Here is a 16,786-nt window from a genome sequence, read left to right on the forward strand (position 1 = left end):
TTTTGCTGTAGAATTTATCCAAAAAATCTTAAAAATTCATAAAAATATGAGCGTATTAAGTATAACTTTCCACTGTACGAAAGATAACCTAGAAGAATGGGAAAATTATATTGATGAAACACTGGTTTTAATGACTGAAAACCTGATGGATGTAGACAAATATATTCTTTCTGAAGTACACAGTGATTTTATTGAGGAAGGTAAAAATTACAATCTTCTGCTAATCTTTGATAATGATGAACTGAGGGAAGATTTCATTCAAAGCGAACTTCTGAATATTTCTGAAAGAATTGAGAAAAAGTTCGGACAGGAAGTGATGATTTTTAATACTTTTCTGAACCCAAAAAAATCCAGATTATAATTTATAATAAAAAAGCACTGAAAAAATCAGTGCTTTCTTTTTTATCTGTGATGTCCATGACCACGGCCTCTGTGATGATGGCCACGATCGTCATAAATATACACTTTCTTAACCTGGCCAGGTGCATAATATCTTGCACTTCCACCATAATACCTTTTTGCATGGCCCGGCGGCATTCTCCTTCCATGAGGCTCATGTACTATGCAAGAGGATAGCATTAACAGTACCACGCCTACCCCAGCAATTTTAAACATACTTTTCATTATTTTCACTTTTTCAATTCCGATAGCGAAATATATCAATGTTAATGCCAAAAGAAATTGAAATTAAGCTAATGTATGTTAAAACTGACTGCTAAGTTTTTATTTTATGAGCCTATTAATAGCGATTTCTTTTTTTCACCTGCCCAGGTGCATAGTCTTTTGCACTTCCACCAAATACTTTTTTAGCCTGTCCTGGAGGAACTGTTTTGACGCGACGCCCATTGTCATGCACTACACATGATGACAACATAAACATCACGATAAGAACTCCTGTAATTTTAATCAAATTTTTCATTATTTCTATTTTTTCACCTTTATTATTACAAGGGTAATGCCAAATTGAAAAGGTCAAGGTTTAAAGGTTGGAATATACAGCCTTTTATTGTCAATGGTTAATTTTGCTTCGCAAGTCAATAGTGAATTTGGTTATGGAAATTAGTATGCTTATCAAACAAATTCATCATTCATCATTCATCATTCATCATTTATAATTCTTTAAATAATTTCACTTCTTTTCTCCATCAAAACAAGATCTTTCCATTCGCCGTTGAGCCTTCCGATTTTTTTACGGACTCCCACCACTCTGAAACCGTTTTTCTGATGAGATTTGATGGCCATTTCATTTTCGGAGAAGATATTGGTCTGCAATGTCCAGAATCCGTGGTCTTCGCTATCTAAAATTATCTTTTTAAGTAATACGGAACCCAATCCCTTCCCCTGGTATTCGTTATCAAAATAAATGCTTACTTCTGCAACTCCTTTAAAACTCTCTCTTTTGCTCACTGGCTTTAAGGCGCACCATCCTATCACTTCATTATTTTCATTTTCCAGCACCCAGCGGCAGTCATTGAAATATTCCATACTCCAGGCTTCAGCTGTAGGAACTTCGGTTTCCAAAGTAGCAATTCCACCGTCTACTCCCTGACGGAAGATCTCAAGAACGCGGGCCTCATCACTGGGAAGCATTTCTCTTAATTCGTAATTCATCGTATTTAATGGTATTTTCTTTTCATTTTTCTTTTAATTCTTGAATAGTGGGTTTGTTTGCTTTTCTCATCCTGAGAAACAACACTGATATTCCCATCCACTTCAAGAACAGAAAGTTTTACATTCTGTATGTTTTCAATCCCATGTTCTCTTATGGCTTCTTCTAATTCACTTTCTGTAATTTTTACACGATTCAGGGCTGCCTGATCTGCAATCCCGTCTCTGATAAGAATAACCGGCTCATCCTCCATAAAAGTCTGAAAGGAACGACTGGAAAACATTATTCTTTTTAAGATAAAATTAGCAACAAACAAAACCAATGCCGCAATAATTCCTCCCTGAAGAGAGGTGTCAGGACCTACCATCGCATTCTGGACAGCATTTGAAATTAATAATAACAATACAACATCTCCTGCGTTGAGCTGGGAAAGTTGGTTTTTGCCAAATAAACGGATAGCAATTACCATGAACAGGTAAACGCAGAGGGAACGGACTGCAACGTTAAGAATAGGATCCACAATTTTTTTATCTACTCAAATGTATTGATTTTTGTGATTCGTAAAAAATATTTTATCGACAGATTCTGGTATACATTTTGAGCTTGGGATTCTGATAAACATCACAAAAAATAATATCAAATGAAAAAATTATTTCTCTGTTTAGGAATATTCCTGTTCTTTATATCCTGTAAAAAGAATGAACCTCGGCCTTCTTTATCCTCAGATACCGCAATCAATGAAAAAGTAAACGAGCTTTATACTCATTATGGTAAGTCTAATGAAGCTATTTATAATCAACCGATTCCGGATAGTTTGTTTTCCCAGGATTTAAAAAAAGTTTTAGACGAGGCAATACATGCATCAAAAGCGGATATTGAAAAGGTGAAAAAAAGTGATCATCCTGATGAAAAACCGTTAATTTTTGAAGGTGCTATTTTTTCCAGTTTGTATGAAGGATTTACAAGTTATAAAATCAAATCTGTCAAAATACAGAATAAAACTGCTGAAGCACTGGTAGCGTTTGAATATAACGCAGCTACGCCTAAAGAAACATGGATGGATACAGTGCATCTGACAAATACAGAGAAAGGATGGAGAATAGATAATGTTACTTTTGATAAGATAGGGAATTCTAAAGATCTTAAAGCAAGGTTAACAGAATTTGTTCAAAGTACAAAATAATAGAAAAGCCGCTTATAAAAGCGGCTTTATTTTTTTTACGGGCACTGAACGATTGGAACATCACTGCAAATTACTTTATTTGCCCATTCGCAAAACGTACAGTATTTTTTAGGCTCTCCTCCGTACACTGACTTCAAATCTGACTTCGTCAGCTTCTTTAAATTTTTCATATAGTTTTAATTTTATGGTAGCCCAAAATTAAAACCTTACTGTTTATTCTTTATTATAACTTAATCTGATAAGTTTTCATTATTCACATATCATTGAATAATATGCAATGAATATTATCTGCTGTGGATCTCTACTGTCACAGGCATTACGTAAGTGTAAGCAACCATGTTATCAGTCAGTTTATTGCGGTCTACTCTATAATCAAGATCACTTAATACCGTTTCGATTTCTTTGCTTACCGTTTTGCAGTCTCCTGTAGAGTGAACATTTACAATTTTGCCATTTTTGGCAATATCAAATTTCACTACTGAATTTACAGTTCCCTGCTTATAATCAGGGTTGGTAAGATCAAAATTAGCTTCCAGCTTATTTCTTATATCTGTAAAAGTCTCACTCCTATTCAGCTGAATAGGCTCAATGGTATTATGATTGGTAGTTTGGGCTTTGGCAGTGTTCAAAACGGCAGCAAATCCACAAACGAAAAGTGAAGCAAACAATATTTGAATTCTATTTTTCATAACTAATTGGTTTTAAATATTATACTAACCTTTTTTTGTATCTCTTAACCAAAGTTATTAAAAATAATTCATATTAATTTCACATTGAGTTAACATTGGGTTAACATTAGAATTTAATTAACTGATTATCAGAATTATAAATTTTAAAAATAATTGAAAATTTAATATTGGAAGTTAATTTAAGCATGAAAAAAGGCTAAACTATTCAAGTTTAACCTTTATTATATGAATTCTTATTCTGATACCTACTCCAGTTCCCTTTTCAAGAACTTCCCAGTCAAGCTTTTCTTAGACTTCACAATTTCTTCAGGGGTTCCCTGTGCTACAATCTGTCCGCCGTGTTTTCCTCCTTCTGGGCCAACGTCGATGATATGGTCTGCTAATTTGATTACATCCATATTGTGTTCGATGATAATGAACGAGTTTCCAAGTTCTACCAGCTGGTTGATGGCTTCCATAAGGATTTTCACATCTTCAAAATGTAGTCCTGTTGTTGGTTCATCAAGAATATAAAGAGTATTTCCTGTTTGTCTTTTCGCCAGTTCGGTTGCTAGCTTGATACGTTGTGCTTCACCTCCTGAAAGGGTTGTTGACTGTTGTCCTAAGGTAATATATCCCAATCCTACATCCTGTAATGTTTTTACTTTTGCAAAAATCTTAGGAATTGGCTGGAAGAAATCTACTGCTTCATCAATCGTCATATTCAATACGTCAGAGATTGATTTTCCTTTGTAACGAACTTCCAGGGTTTCTCTGTTGAAACGTTTCCCGTTACATGTTTCACAATGAACGTATACATCGGGAAGGAAATTCATTTCTATTACTTTTAATCCACCACCCTGACAAGTTTCGCATCTTCCGCCTTTTACGTTGAAAGAGAATCTTCCCGGCTTGTAACCACGGATTTTACTTTCCGGAAGCTCCGCGAAAAGGTTTCTGATATCCGTAAACATTCCTGTATAGGTTGCAGGATTAGAACGAGGAGTTCTACCAATTGGGGTCTGATCTACATCTACAATTTTATCAATATTCTCTAACCCTTCAATCTTTTTGTAAGGTAAAGGCTCCTGAACTGCTCTGTAGAAATGCTTGTTAAGGATCGGATATAATGTCCCGTTAATCAAAGAAGATTTTCCACTTCCTGAAATTCCGGTTACTACTACCAGTTTTCCAAGAGGAACATCCAGGGTTACGTTTTTAAGATTGTTTCCTGTAGCCCCTTTTAAAACAATATTTTTACCGCTTCCCGCTCTTCTTTCTTCAGGAATTGCAATTTTTCTTTTTCCATTGATATATTGAGCTGTGATGGTATCTGCTTTCAACAAATCTTTTGGTTTTCCCTGCCAAAGGATTTCCCCACCGAATTTTCCGGCTCTTGGACCAATATCCAATACCTCATCGGCTTCCAAGATCATGTCTTTATCATGCTCTACCACCAATACAGAGTTTCCGATGTCTCTAAGGTTTTTCAGGGAATGGATCAGCCTTTCATTATCTCTCTGGTGAAGTCCGATACTCGGTTCATCAAGAATATATAATACATTAACCAACTGAGACCCGATCTGAGTTGCCAGACGGATTCTCTGTGATTCTCCTCCTGAAAGGGTTTTTGAACTTCTGCTCAAGCTTAAATAATCCAAACCTACATCCAGTAAGAACTGCAGCCTGGTTTCAATCTCTTTTAAGATTTCGTGAGCGATGATTTTATTTTTTTCTGAGAATTTATCTTTAACATCGGCTAACCAGTCTTTTAAATCAGCTAAGCTTAATCCGTTGACCTCAGCAATATTTTTTCCATCAATTTTAAAGCTTAAGCTTGAAGGCTGGAGACGTGTCCCATGACATTCCGGACATGTTTCTTCTGTTGTGAAGTGTCTTTCCAGCAAAATTGCTTCATAAGATTCCCTTTCATCAATAATTTCTTCCATGAAGGCAATCAGCCCGTCAAAACTAATTTTAATCTTCTTGGTAATCCCCGCGTATTTAAGATCTTTATTAAATTCTTTATGACATCCGTTGTAGATATAATCCAGTGCTTCTTCAGGAATATCCTGCAAAGGCGTTGTTAATCCTAATCCGAAGATCTCAAGAATGTTTTTGATCTGTGAAAGAATCCATTTGTTAGATTTGATATCTTCCAAAGGCAATAATCCTCCCTGATTGATTGACAATTTGGGATTGTCTATGAAATAATCGGTATTGATTTTTTTGATGGTTCCCAATCCTTTACAGTCCGGGCAGCTTCCTTTCGGAGAGTTAAATGAGAAAGTATTCGGTTCCGGCAGCGCCAAAGAGTGTCCTGTTTCCGCATCCATCAGGTTTTTGGAAAAGTACTCAATATCTTTACTTCCCAATTTCTGAATTCCGATAATCCCTTCCCCCATTTCCATTGCAGTGCGCAATGATTTTTCCATTCTGCCTTCTGAGGCATTCTCTCCTATAATCCAACGGTCGATAACAATATCGATATCGTGGGTTTTATAACGGTCAAGTTTTAAATCGTATTCAATATCCTGCAATTCTCCATCAATTCTTGCCTGTCCGTAGCCTTTTTTAGCCATCTGTACAAAAAGTTCATGATAATGCCCTTTTCTGGAACGCACTACTGGCGCCAAAAGCATAATTTTCTCTTTTTTATAGTTTTCTTTGATGGTTTCCAGAATCTGATCTTCAGTATAACTCACCAGCTTTTGCCCGGTAGACAAAGAATACGCATCCGAAACTCTTGCATACAAAAGACGAAGAAAATCATACAGTTCTGTCACGGTTCCTACAGTAGAACGAGGATTTTTATTGGTTGTTTTCTGCTCGATGGCGATAACGGGTGAAAGTCCTTCTATCTTATCTACATCAGGACGTTCCAATCCACCCAGAAACTGACGTGCATAGGCAGAGAATGTTTCGATATAACGACGCTGGCCTTCTGCAAAAATGGTGTCAAAAGCCAATGAGGATTTTCCACTTCCGGAAAGGCCGGTAATAACGACCAATTCATTGCGTGGAATTTTAACATTAATATTTTTAAGGTTGTGTTCACGTGCTCCGTAAACTTCTATATATTCTGTTGATTTGCTCATAATTCGGAGTGACTTTGCCTGAAAATCACAACGTGCAAAAATACGAAATTTTATAGACTTTTTTTGAATATAAAAAGGATAAAAATTTCATAAATTCATAGAGGTTTGCAGGAATAAAGTTGTGAGCCTGTCATATAGGTTTTGGCTAAAGCCAGATGAATATATTCTTTTTGTTAAATGGTATAACTCCTTTTCTATTGAATGGTGTGATTCACGCCGGTCTTTCAATTCAATGAAATAAAAAAATGCCGTATCAACTACGGCATTTATATTTAAACTGATTTTAATTTTCTCTAAAGAGCTAAACATCCTGGAAATCGATATCTTCATTGTTTATTCTTACCACATATTCAATCCCGTCAATGGCTTTGGCAATAATCTGGTTTCTGATGATATTGGCCATATTCTCCCAATAAGCTCTTCCGTAGAAAGAATAGTTCTGCGGAATAATTTCTACCTCAACGGTTCTTACAAAACCTTCTTTGGGTTTGTTGCTGATCATGGTTCCTCTTCTTACTCTCACTTCTCTTATTTCATCTTTCAGAATCATGCGGCAATAGTTTTTGACGTCTTCCAAAGAAATGATTTTATCTCTTGTTGTGAGTGCATATTTATAGGCCTGAATGCTGTCTGTTCCTTTCTGTTCTTCGGCGCCACCCAATGTTTCAGTAAGCAATACAACTGTTTGTGACTTTAACTGATTGGAAAGTTCAGTTCCCGGACGCATGTGATTAGCCAAAGTACAATGTGTTACCCAGAAAGAAGCATAGGTATGATCGGTTTTTTCTACCGGTTCCATGATTACATAATTCAGTTCTTGTCTGATATTCCTTTTGGCATTGTTCACTTTCTGTACCATGGTTTTCATTTTATCAGACATTTCACTGAGAACGCCTTTTACATTGTCCCTATTTAAAAGGGAAAATGCTGCAATTTCGTCTCTTGTCAATTCAAGAACATTAGCAATCATATCAACTGCGTTTCTACTTGTAAAGCGTTCCATTCCTCCTTTTCTTACGGTATATAAACCTTTTTTAAGGTCATCGGCTGGTGTAAAAGGAATTTCAGTGTACTTTCTTCCGTCACCGTCCTGTACCTCATCTACGTAAAGGAAATGTTCTCCTTCATCTGTTACCAAAGGAATATTATTTCCCATGATATCAAGACTGTATTCTGTTTTTTTCCAGCCTCTGTTGTAGATTGGAAAGGCATTCAGCACAAACGAGAAGTTATCAAGGATTTCTGCTGAAAACTGTGGCGGGAATTCAAAGGTAAGCCACAAAAAACTTTTATTATCCAGGAATTTTGTAATTTCTTCTTTTCCTGATAAGAAATCAAGATTCTGAGGAAGCTGTCCGGGTTCTGAGAACAGGCTTCGGGAAATTCCGGTTACTTCAATAAATTTATGGCGGTAAATGCTTTTAATATCGTTAATCACCTTATTTCTGATGGACTGCTCTTTGAACATCTGTTCGTAACCGTCAGTATGGCTTTCTGTAAGATAACTTAATCCTTCTCTTACGAATAAAGGGTTTCCATTACTGGATACTGAAACGTACGGCAATAATTTATATACAAAATCAAGGTGTTCAAAAGCCGGATTGGAGCAGAATATACTAAGATATTTAGGAAAGTTTTCACTGATATACTTACTGACATCTACTCCTATTGTAATTTTTCTGTAATCTTCCGGTCTTCCCTGGAATCTTGCGATAGGAATTTTATTAAATCTGTCATCTATACTGTAGCAGGTATTTCCTACAAACATAATAGAGGTGTGAACTTTATTGATTCTTACATTTCCTACCGGCGTAAAAGGGATGTTCAACTGCTTATCGGATTCTGACTTTACTGTGGAAGTCATCTGTTTACGGAAGAAAAATTCAGTGTGTTCCAATAAAACTTCCGATGAATCATAAGGCTGTGTAAAAGCCACAGAATGAGCCGGGATAGGATGTGTATAGATGGAGGGTGTAAGAAGTTTTGCCAGTTTTTCCAATATACGGGCATTCACCGTCTGTATTTCATTATTCGCTTTAAAAACTTCTGTACTGAACGCATCTATCAACAGTTTTACAAAAGGATCTAAAGACTGCGGGCTTCTAAGTCCCCATACTTTAGTTGCATTCTGAAGCATTCTTGCTTTTACAGATTCTTTGGAATAAATATTCTGATCTAAATTCATAATTTTCTTTCGCTGTTAAAAATATTAATCAATAGACATCGGGCTTAGAAACAATTCGGTTGAAAAACTGAACCGTTCTCCTGTTTCCTCCATTTTTGCATTGATGGCAATTCTTACTTTCTTTTTAATTTCGGTGTGTTCTTTAGTATCGTAGCTGTGCTCTACAAATTGTATATGGGCATCGATCTGCGGACTTACAATTCTTGGTTCATATTCCTGGATCTGTCTTCTTAAGCTTTTGACAAAAACGTTTTCCCAGATGGCACTTGTTACTCCGTTATCGAATTCAAGGTTCCAAACATCGTTTCCATAGTTTTCATCATATCTGTTCTCCCCTTTTTTAGTGGTGATCAGCAGCATAATATTGTGAGCAATACTTTCTCCCATATCGCAGGTATCGATACTTCCGCCTTCGGTCATTAAAGTAGACGGTACGAAAGGCATTCTGTAATTTGGTGTATCCATAACTTATAGTTTTTACTTCATGGTTCCGTTTATTTAAAAACGGAATACCAAAATACGCATTTTCACCAAATAATTGTTACAATACATTAAAATATTATTCAAAAGAAGGGCCTTCAAACTGAATTGAAAGCCCCGAATCTGTTATATCTTTTATTTTATTTAAGCATCTGCCTTTTTTCGGTTGATAAAATAATACACCGGAAGTCCCAGCAACACCAATACAAAGCCAGGCCACGTATATTGCTGTTTGTAAATTAACAGTAAAATACAGAAACATGTTCCTATGATAAGGTAAATAACAGGTGTCACCGGATAAAGCCATGTTTTATAAGGTCTTTCAAGTTCCGGCTGTTTCATTCTTAAGTAAATAACTCCAAAAACCGTAATCATATAGAACAGAACGATCACGAAAGAGATCATATCCAATAAATTCCCGTACTGCCCGCTCAGACACAAAATAGAAGCCCAAACTCCCTGCATCCATAAAGCATTTTCCGGAACTTCATTTTTATTGTTTTTTACCGCCGACTTAAAGAACATTCCGTCTTTTGCCATCGTCTGAAAAACTCTCGCTCCTGCCAGAATCAATCCGTTATTACATCCAAATGTAGAAATCATTACCAATAAAGCAATAATGATGGTTCCTGCACTTCCAAAAATATTCTGAGAGGCTGCTACGGCTACCCTGTCGTTGGCTGCAAATGCAATTCCATCTCTGTCTAATGCATTTAAGTATACATAGTTTACTGCAATATAAAGAATCATTACAGCAGAAGTTCCATAAATCATCGACTTTACAACGTTCTTTTTAGGGTTTTCAATCTCCCCGGAAACAAATGTTACACTTTCCCATGCAACAGAACTGAAAACAGAGCCTACCATTGCGGCAGCAATTCCTCCCAGCAAAGTCATTCCACCAATTGGTTCCCAACCTTCTTTAAGGAAATTACCGCTCAAATCTTTTTTAAGGTTATTAAAAGAATCTGTTCCCCAGCTAAAGTTTTCTGATAAATGAGAAATATCTACCATTATAAAACCGGCAGCAATTAAGCCTAATAATGCAATGATTTTGGAGCCCGTAAAGATGTTCTGAAGGATTTTTCCACTCTCTACTCCTCTGGTGTTGATATAGGTAAGCAAAATAATAACGGCAATCGCCAGAATCTGTATCCATGTAATTTTAAATTCACCACTTTGGAAAATAGGGGCAGCATCGTTAAGTGAAGGAATAAGGTAAGCTGTAAATTTACCAAAAGCCATTGCTACGGCAGCAATCGTTCCGGTTTGTATTACTGTAAACAATCCCCATCCGTAAAGGAAACCCATTCTTTTACCAAAAATCTCTTTCAGGTAGGTATATTGTCCGCCGGCTTTCGGAAACAGTGCAGAAAGTTCTCCATAGCTTATTGCTGCTGCTACAGTCATCACTCCTGTGATAACCCATACTACAATCAGCCAAAAACCTGATCCCAGGTTTCGCGTCATATCAGCACTTACAATAAAGATCCCGCTTCCAATCATAGAACCCATCACCAGCATAATGGCGTCCCATAGTTTCAGTTTTTTTTGCATAGTCAAGTATAGGGGTCAAATATAATCAAATCTGTCTTTGATTTTGAATTTTATTGAAAAATCCTTGAAATGGCTGTTTTTTATCATTTTTAAATCGGTTATGATTCAATATTAATTAGTATTTTTGGGAAAAATATTAAAAATGAAATTTAAAACTATATTATTTGCAGCCGCTGTAAGTGTTTCTACTTTAGCATTTGCACAGGAATCCGGTCCACCGGCAGGAAAGGCTTTGGTAGGTGATACTTACGGAGACAAGGTAACTTCATCCGCTGAATCTAAAGCAATCACAGTAGATAATCTGAATAAACAGCTTAAAAAAGACAATAAAAAAGTTGAAAATATAGCCGTTAAAGGAAAAGTAACTGATGTTTGCGATAAAAAAGGGTGCTGGCTTACGATTCAGACGGAGGACAATTCCAAGTTTTTTGTGAAAATGAAAGACTATGCTTTCTTTGTGCCTACAGCTTTAAAAGGTAAAAACGTAGTATTGGAAGGTAATGCAGAAAGAAAAGTAACTTCTGTGAATGAGCAGAAACATTATGCAGAAGATGCTAAAAAACCGCAGTCTGAAATTGATGCGATTACACAGCCAAAAGAAGAGATAAGGTTTGTAGCAAACGGAATTAAAGTAGTTAACTAAGCTTTAATTATTGAATACAATCTATATTTTGGTTAAAGCCAGAATAAGTAAAGTATATAAAAGCAAAAAGCCGATAATCTAAGATTATCGGCTTTTTGTTAATCTTCAATTTTAAAATCCACCACAGAATCAAGTTTCGGATATTTAGTAGCAGAAATAAATTTCTTTCCGGTACAGTTTATTTCCAGCCAGCCTTTTCTTTTCTTTATGTCTCCAGCTTCCATTACAAAAGGAATAAAAGAGATTTCATCTTTCCCCTCTTCTTTGATTTCTCTGTACTGAACCGCTATATCCAAAATACATTCATGTTCTGTATTCAGTTTTACATTTCGGTAAACAATATCATAATGCGTTTCTTGATTTTCAGGGATATCTAAGTAAGTCTCCCAGCCTGTAATATCAGAGTTCAGTTCACTGATTGCTTTCAGTGCATAATAAAGAGCAATAGTATAATATTTTCTGGTTCCTTTTCTGGTATAGTCATCTACAAAATGTCCACCTTCAAATAAGATAGTAGGCATCCCGGCTTTGATAAAATTATCTCCTGTGGAAGTAGGATAAAACTCATCAGAATACCTTCCGATCTGATTAGGGATCATTTCCTTTAAATGGTTATATATACTTCCGATTACTGCCATACATTTTTTTCTGTTTTCAGTAACGGTACGCTCTACATTTTCGGAAGGTGCCAAAAACGAAAGTGTAGCAGGATGAATACCGTCAGTGGTAAAAATGGTTCTCTGCTCATGAAGGTTTAATGCATAATCATACTTTTTTGAAGCCGCTGCATTTTTCAGAAACTTGATCTCTTTACTGGCTTCGTTGTGAAAATCTCTGTTCAGATCAATGTCTGCAGCATTCAGTCTCGTCCATCTTTCAGATCCGTCAGGATTCAGCATGAATATAAAATCGAGTTGTATTTTACTGAACAAATCTTCTTTCATTTCCGGTGCTTTATTAAGGCTTACTAAAAGGTCCAGCATAGCATGAGTCGCGTTGGATTCATTTCCGTGCATCTGTGACCAGGCCAATACCTGAATCTTTCCGGTTCCTATAGTTAACCGATAAATAGGTTTACCTAAATAGGATGTTCCGATCTCTTGAATATAATCGCTGAGATTGGTCTGTAGGTAAGAAAATAATTTTTCAGGGGAAATATAGCGATTTGAGAAATCGGGTGTCTGAGAATAGATCTGTTCAAAATTCATCTTGAGAAATAATTTACAAGAATCAAATTTAACCATTTTTAGGCAAAAACTTAAATTAACATTTGTGAATATTGTAAAAATACATGAATTTACATTTGTTTCAGAATCTAAAATCCATTTACAAAGTTTAAATCGTGATGGTCTTATGACTTAAAAAGATAGTTAACACTTGTAACATTACTAAACAGTACAGAATGACATATTGTCTGTTGATAAAATTGTGGATTGCGAATAATTTAACACTATATACTTAAAACACACAAATTCAATCAGTTATGTATTTTATCTAAATTACATTTATAACACTGCTTGAAGTGAAAAAAAGACTGTTTTTACCCATTTGAGAGTTATTTTATCAAACATGAAAATTGTGGAAAACTTTGTTGTTTATCTGATTATACAAATGTAAAATGTTTGAAATATAGAAATTTTCTCTGGAATTTTATTCAATCTATGTTTGGAGGATCAATTTTGCAGACAAAAAAAATAGTCGTTGAGTATGAATATAATTTTCCTTCAATAAAGAGCTATATCGACTTAAAACATGGTATTTACATTAATAATTTACTATTGTAACACCTAATAAAACAGCTATTATAAGTATTTAGGGACATTTAGCTATCGGAAACAGAGATTAGATAGATTAACTATGTAAACAGTAAATAAGAAGTCAGTTAAGGAATAAAATACCCTTTGAAAACATGTTAATTTACATTTATAAACTAATATAAAGAGTAAATAATGGAACAATATAGTAATCCTAATCAATGCAGAAGATTCCTATAGAAGATTGACATTATCATTAAATACAATTGTAATTTAGCTATAATGCATTGATTTAAAATAGATTATTGGCTATTTACAAATGTACACAAATAATAATTTCAAATATTTACATTTGTATTTTGCATTTGTAAATTTTATGAGTTACATTTGTAAAATAATTAAAGGCTTATTTTTATGAGTTTAAATGAAAGAATTTCCAAAATTATAGAGTATTCTCATCTTACCCCTTCTGAGTTTGCTGATGAGATTGATGTACAGCGTTCGTCCATTTCACATATTACTTCAGGAAGAAACAAACCGTCTCTTGAATTTATCATAAAAATAAAATCCCGTTTCCCAGAACTTCTGTGGGACTGGCTGGTTACAGGCGAAGGTGAAATGCTGAAATCCCAGCTGCCCGAAACAGAAATTCATGAAGAATATGCAGAAGAGGAAAAAGTAAAAACAACACCTCTCCCCGACTTATTCACCATGATGAACGATGATGACGAATTCGGAAGTGATGAAACGGAAATGGAAGCCCCTAAATCAAGTCCTGGAGAATCGTTTATACCAACCCAAGATAAAGCCCCGGAAAAAATATCCGATTCTCAGCGATTAGAAAATTCCGACAATCCTATTTTAGGACAACTATTTGGTAATCAACAAAGTAAAATAAAACGTATTGTTCTGTTCTACGAAAACGGAAAATTTGAAAGTTTTGAACCTTAAAAAAATAAAAACCTGATCAAAGAAAATGATCAGGTTAAAAAATATTTGAAGAAGAAAACTAAAGCTATTGCTTTATTTTGTTTTTTGAAATTGAATGGGATATTCAGCTGATGGAATTTTTATCTTATGATGATGATCCATCCCACAATATGTTTTTTATAATTTCGGCTATTGATAAGAGTAATACAGTTGCTTATGTATTTGGAAAGATTCTGTCACTGGGCAGTATCCTAAGGTAAATGAAAACATTTTCATGCATTGGTTTTTTATGGCTCTATCAAATATAAATATTTAAAATCAAATCAACAATAAAAATCGTATTATTTTAACATATAATTAATGTAAATAATAATTATATTGATTATTATTAATTCTGTTTTACAATCTAAAGTCTATTTCTTCAGAATATTGAAGTCTCTATATTAACAGTTAATTGCAATAAAAAAGACCTGCAAATCTGCAGGCCTGTTAGATATAGTAAGAACAATATTGTTATTTCTTTCTTCTTTCCAGTTCTTTTTTGATAAGTCCAAGCTCTCTTCCCGTTTGCCCGGCTACAGAGGTATTTTCTCTGGCTCTTCTTGTCAGGTATGGCACAACATCCTTTACAGGTCCATATGGAAGATATTTAGCCACATTATAGCCTTTATCAGATAAATAGAAAGTAATATTATCACTCATTCCGTAAAGCTGTCCAAAATAAACGTGAGGGTTGTCACTGTCTAAAGATTTTGCTTTCATTTTATCCATAATCAGCTCTGAAGAGATTTCGTTATGGGTTCCAAAAAAGGCAGAAACTTTATCCAGATGATTCATGACAAAATCGATTCCTGCGTTATAGTTCTTATCCGAAGCATCTTTACTTGGCTGAATAGGATCTGCATATCCTTTTTCTGCTGCTCTGGCTCTTTCTTTTTCCATATAAGCACCACGAACAATTTTGTAACCGATGAAGTAGTTTTTCTCTCTTGCTCTCTGAAGATTAGCTTCCATATATTCCAGTCTTCCAGTTCTGTACATCTGGATGGTATTCCAAACGATAGGTTTTTGCTGGTTATATTTCTCCATCATCTCTTCGCAAAGGTGGTCTGCAGCATCCTGCATCCAGGTTTCTTCAGCATCTACCATTACTTTTTTATCATTCTCGTGGCAAAGGCTGCATACCTCATCAAATCTTTTTACTACTCTTTCCCATTCTTCTTTCTGGCTGGTAGTAAGCTCCGCTCCTTTTCCAACTGCTTCATAAAGATCAATTCTTCCGAAAGCAGTAGGCTTGAATACGATAAAAGGAATGGCAGGATTTCCCACTGAGAATCTAACAATATCCTTAATTTCTTTGCAAACCGCATCAAAAGTTTCTTCATCTTCTTTACCTTCAATAGAGTAATCGAAAATACTTCCAACTCCTCTTTTGAACAGCTGTTTCACAACCTTCATACTTTCTTCACGGGTTTCACCGCCGCAGAACTGCTCAAATAAGGTATTTTTTACAATTCCGGTAACGAAAGGAAAATTGTTGTGTACTGTAAAATTCAGGACAGATGTTCCAAGGCTTGTAAGAGCGGGCTGTTCAATCATTTTAAACATCCAGTAAGCCTTTCTCAATTGTGCATCAGACTTGTCTGCAAATGCAACTTTAGTATCATTAAAAATGGGCATTCCTATTTATTAAATTTAGTTACGCAAAGGTAATAATAACCTCAGTTTATTTAAAGAATTTTTTTATAATTTATGCTCTATTCCGTTTAAAAGCATTGCCATAATTCCTACGAAAACCCAGAATCGTAATATATTCAAGGTGAAGAAGTTACTTCTTCTGGAATCATTGATAAGAAAGTAGATACATATTATCATGATAAAAAGTCCTCCGGCAAAATAATAGGCCATGAATCCGGTAACGCCGGTTTTAGTAATGAGTTTCATAGAAACTGCCATGGTAACCATGAGTAAGGAAGACAGGATAATTTTTGTATTTCTGCTTTTAAAATAATTAGGAATTGTGGTATACCCAAACGTTTTGTCTACACTTCTGGTAAGAGTATCTTTCACAATATCAATGCACAGCAAAATAAGAAAAAGAAAAACAGCCATCAGGAATACCTTTTTTGAAAAGGTTTCGTAGTACACCATCATTCCAAAGAACGGATACAAGGTAAGGCTGACAAAGGTAAGATTGTTTACAATGAGTATTCTGCTCAATTTATGGCTGTAAAACCACATAAAAAACTGATAGACCACAAAAAAAACAAAGACATTATGGGAAATCATCCAGGCTACTCCCAAAGAAATAGCACTGAGTGCCAGATAAGCGTATAGAAAATATTTCTGCTTGATAAAGCTCTGAACCCTGGTTCTGAAAGGTTTTACAACGTGGTCTTTCTCCAAATCATAGAACTGATTGATGATGCCGCCAGCCAGAATGGTAAGAACCGTACAGAAAATGATACCATGTACTTTGAAATCAAAGACGAATTTTCTGAAAGATTCATCCTGATTGAATAGAAAAAAAGTGGAAACATAAAGGGCAAATGTCAACAGAGCTGCTACAAAAAACCGTGCTCCGAGCAGAAAGCCCACGAATTGTGAAAATCTGTACAGAAAAGATTTTGATATATAATTTTTAGATTGGAAAGTTTCTTTTTCAGAATTCATTCCAAC

The 16,786-nt window shown here is 35.2% G+C and carries 17 protein-coding genes; 4 read left to right on the forward strand and 13 right to left on the reverse strand.

Translation table 11 applies throughout. The features are described from left to right. The first annotated feature begins 46 nt into the window (after positions 1 to 46). Positions 47 to 361, forward strand: coding sequence for a DUF4286 family protein (locus KIK00_RS05135; RefSeq protein ID WP_047375691.1), 315 nt, complete (start codon positions 47 to 49; stop codon positions 359 to 361). A 1-nt stretch (position 362) separates the two neighbouring features. On the opposite strand, the gene KIK00_RS05140 is transcribed toward KIK00_RS05135, so the two are convergent. From KIK00_RS05140 to KIK00_RS05155, 4 genes are all read right to left on the reverse strand, one after another. Then, positions 363 to 548, reverse strand: coding sequence for a hypothetical protein (locus KIK00_RS05140; RefSeq protein ID WP_255815499.1), 186 nt, complete (start codon positions 546 to 548; stop codon positions 363 to 365). A gap of 191 nt (positions 549 to 739) precedes the next feature. Next, on the reverse strand, positions 740 to 919 hold the full coding sequence (locus KIK00_RS05145) for a quinol oxidase subunit 4 (RefSeq protein ID WP_255815500.1): 180 nt from the start codon (positions 917 to 919) through the stop codon (positions 740 to 742). Between the two features lie 200 nt (positions 920 to 1,119). Continuing rightward, positions 1,120 to 1,611: a GNAT family N-acetyltransferase gene (locus KIK00_RS05150; RefSeq protein WP_255815501.1), complete on the reverse strand. Its 492-nt coding sequence runs from the start codon at positions 1,609 to 1,611 to the stop codon at positions 1,120 to 1,122. A gap of 5 nt (positions 1,612 to 1,616) precedes the next feature. Further along, positions 1,617 to 2,129 (reverse strand): DUF421 domain-containing protein, encoded by a 513-nt coding sequence (locus KIK00_RS05155; protein ID WP_255815502.1) that lies wholly within the window; start codon positions 2,127 to 2,129, stop codon positions 1,617 to 1,619. A gap of 120 nt (positions 2,130 to 2,249) precedes the next feature. Between KIK00_RS05155 and KIK00_RS05160 the strand changes: the two genes are divergently transcribed. Then, complete coding sequence (locus tag KIK00_RS05160; protein WP_255815503.1) at positions 2,250 to 2,792, forward strand: DUF3828 domain-containing protein; 543 nt, start codon at positions 2,250 to 2,252, stop codon at positions 2,790 to 2,792. Positions 2,793 to 2,827: 35 nt separating this feature from the next. Here the strand turns inward: KIK00_RS05160 and KIK00_RS05165 are convergent, their stop codons facing one another. The 6 genes from KIK00_RS05165 to KIK00_RS05190 form a co-directional block, all read right to left on the reverse strand. Further along, positions 2,828 to 2,962, reverse strand: coding sequence for a protein with bacteriocin-type signal sequence (locus KIK00_RS05165; RefSeq protein ID WP_077417018.1), 135 nt, complete (start codon positions 2,960 to 2,962; stop codon positions 2,828 to 2,830). Positions 2,963 to 3,076: 114 nt separating this feature from the next. Beyond that, a complete protein-coding gene (locus tag KIK00_RS05170) occupies positions 3,077 to 3,481 on the reverse strand; it encodes a hypothetical protein (protein ID WP_223600777.1) in 405 nt (134 codons plus the stop codon). Between the two features lie 245 nt (positions 3,482 to 3,726). Continuing rightward, positions 3,727 to 6,558, reverse strand: coding sequence for an excinuclease ABC subunit UvrA (gene uvrA, locus KIK00_RS05175; RefSeq protein WP_255815504.1), 2,832 nt, complete (start codon positions 6,556 to 6,558; stop codon positions 3,727 to 3,729). A 301-nt stretch (positions 6,559 to 6,859) separates the two neighbouring features. Further along, a complete protein-coding gene (locus KIK00_RS05180) occupies positions 6,860 to 8,743 on the reverse strand; it encodes a type VI secretion system baseplate subunit TssF (RefSeq protein ID WP_255815505.1) in 1,884 nt (627 codons plus the stop codon). A gap of 24 nt (positions 8,744 to 8,767) precedes the next feature. Continuing rightward, positions 8,768 to 9,208 carry a GPW/gp25 family protein gene (locus KIK00_RS05185; protein ID WP_047374475.1) on the reverse strand — a complete coding sequence of 147 codons (441 nt, stop codon included), beginning with the start codon at positions 9,206 to 9,208 and terminating at the stop codon, positions 8,768 to 8,770. Between the two features lie 159 nt (positions 9,209 to 9,367). Beyond that, entirely contained in the window at positions 9,368 to 10,780 is a 1,413-nt protein-coding gene (locus tag KIK00_RS05190) for an APC family permease (protein ID WP_255815506.1), read from the reverse strand. A gap of 142 nt (positions 10,781 to 10,922) precedes the next feature. Here KIK00_RS05190 and KIK00_RS05195 point away from each other — a divergent pair, with 142 nt between their 5' ends. Further along, complete coding sequence (locus KIK00_RS05195; protein ID WP_255815507.1) at positions 10,923 to 11,423, forward strand: DUF4920 domain-containing protein; 501 nt, start codon at positions 10,923 to 10,925, stop codon at positions 11,421 to 11,423. 98 nt (positions 11,424 to 11,521) lie between these two features. On the opposite strand, the gene KIK00_RS05200 is transcribed toward KIK00_RS05195, so the two are convergent. Continuing rightward, positions 11,522 to 12,631, reverse strand: coding sequence for a M14 family zinc carboxypeptidase (locus KIK00_RS05200; RefSeq protein ID WP_255815508.1), 1,110 nt, complete (start codon positions 12,629 to 12,631; stop codon positions 11,522 to 11,524). Between the two features lie 960 nt (positions 12,632 to 13,591). Here KIK00_RS05200 and KIK00_RS05205 point away from each other — a divergent pair. After that, positions 13,592 to 14,128: a helix-turn-helix transcriptional regulator gene (locus tag KIK00_RS05205; protein ID WP_255815509.1), complete on the forward strand. Its 537-nt coding sequence runs from the start codon at positions 13,592 to 13,594 to the stop codon at positions 14,126 to 14,128. A gap of 492 nt (positions 14,129 to 14,620) precedes the next feature. Here KIK00_RS05205 and KIK00_RS05210 read toward each other — a convergent pair whose 3' ends face one another. Both KIK00_RS05210 and KIK00_RS05215 read right to left on the reverse strand, forming a co-directional pair. Further along, the gene (locus tag KIK00_RS05210) at positions 14,621 to 15,787 is read right to left on the reverse strand and encodes a proline dehydrogenase family protein (protein WP_255815510.1); all 1,167 of its coding nucleotides are present in this window, start codon (positions 15,785 to 15,787) and stop codon (positions 14,621 to 14,623) included. A gap of 63 nt (positions 15,788 to 15,850) precedes the next feature. Next, a complete protein-coding gene (locus tag KIK00_RS05215; RefSeq protein WP_255815511.1) occupies positions 15,851 to 16,780 on the reverse strand; it encodes a UbiA family prenyltransferase in 930 nt (309 codons plus the stop codon). Positions 16,781 to 16,786 lie beyond the last annotated feature (6 nt).

It is taken from the genome of Chryseobacterium sp. MA9 (genome assembly GCF_024399315.1).
Lineage (GTDB): Bacteria > Bacteroidota > Bacteroidia > Flavobacteriales > Weeksellaceae > Chryseobacterium.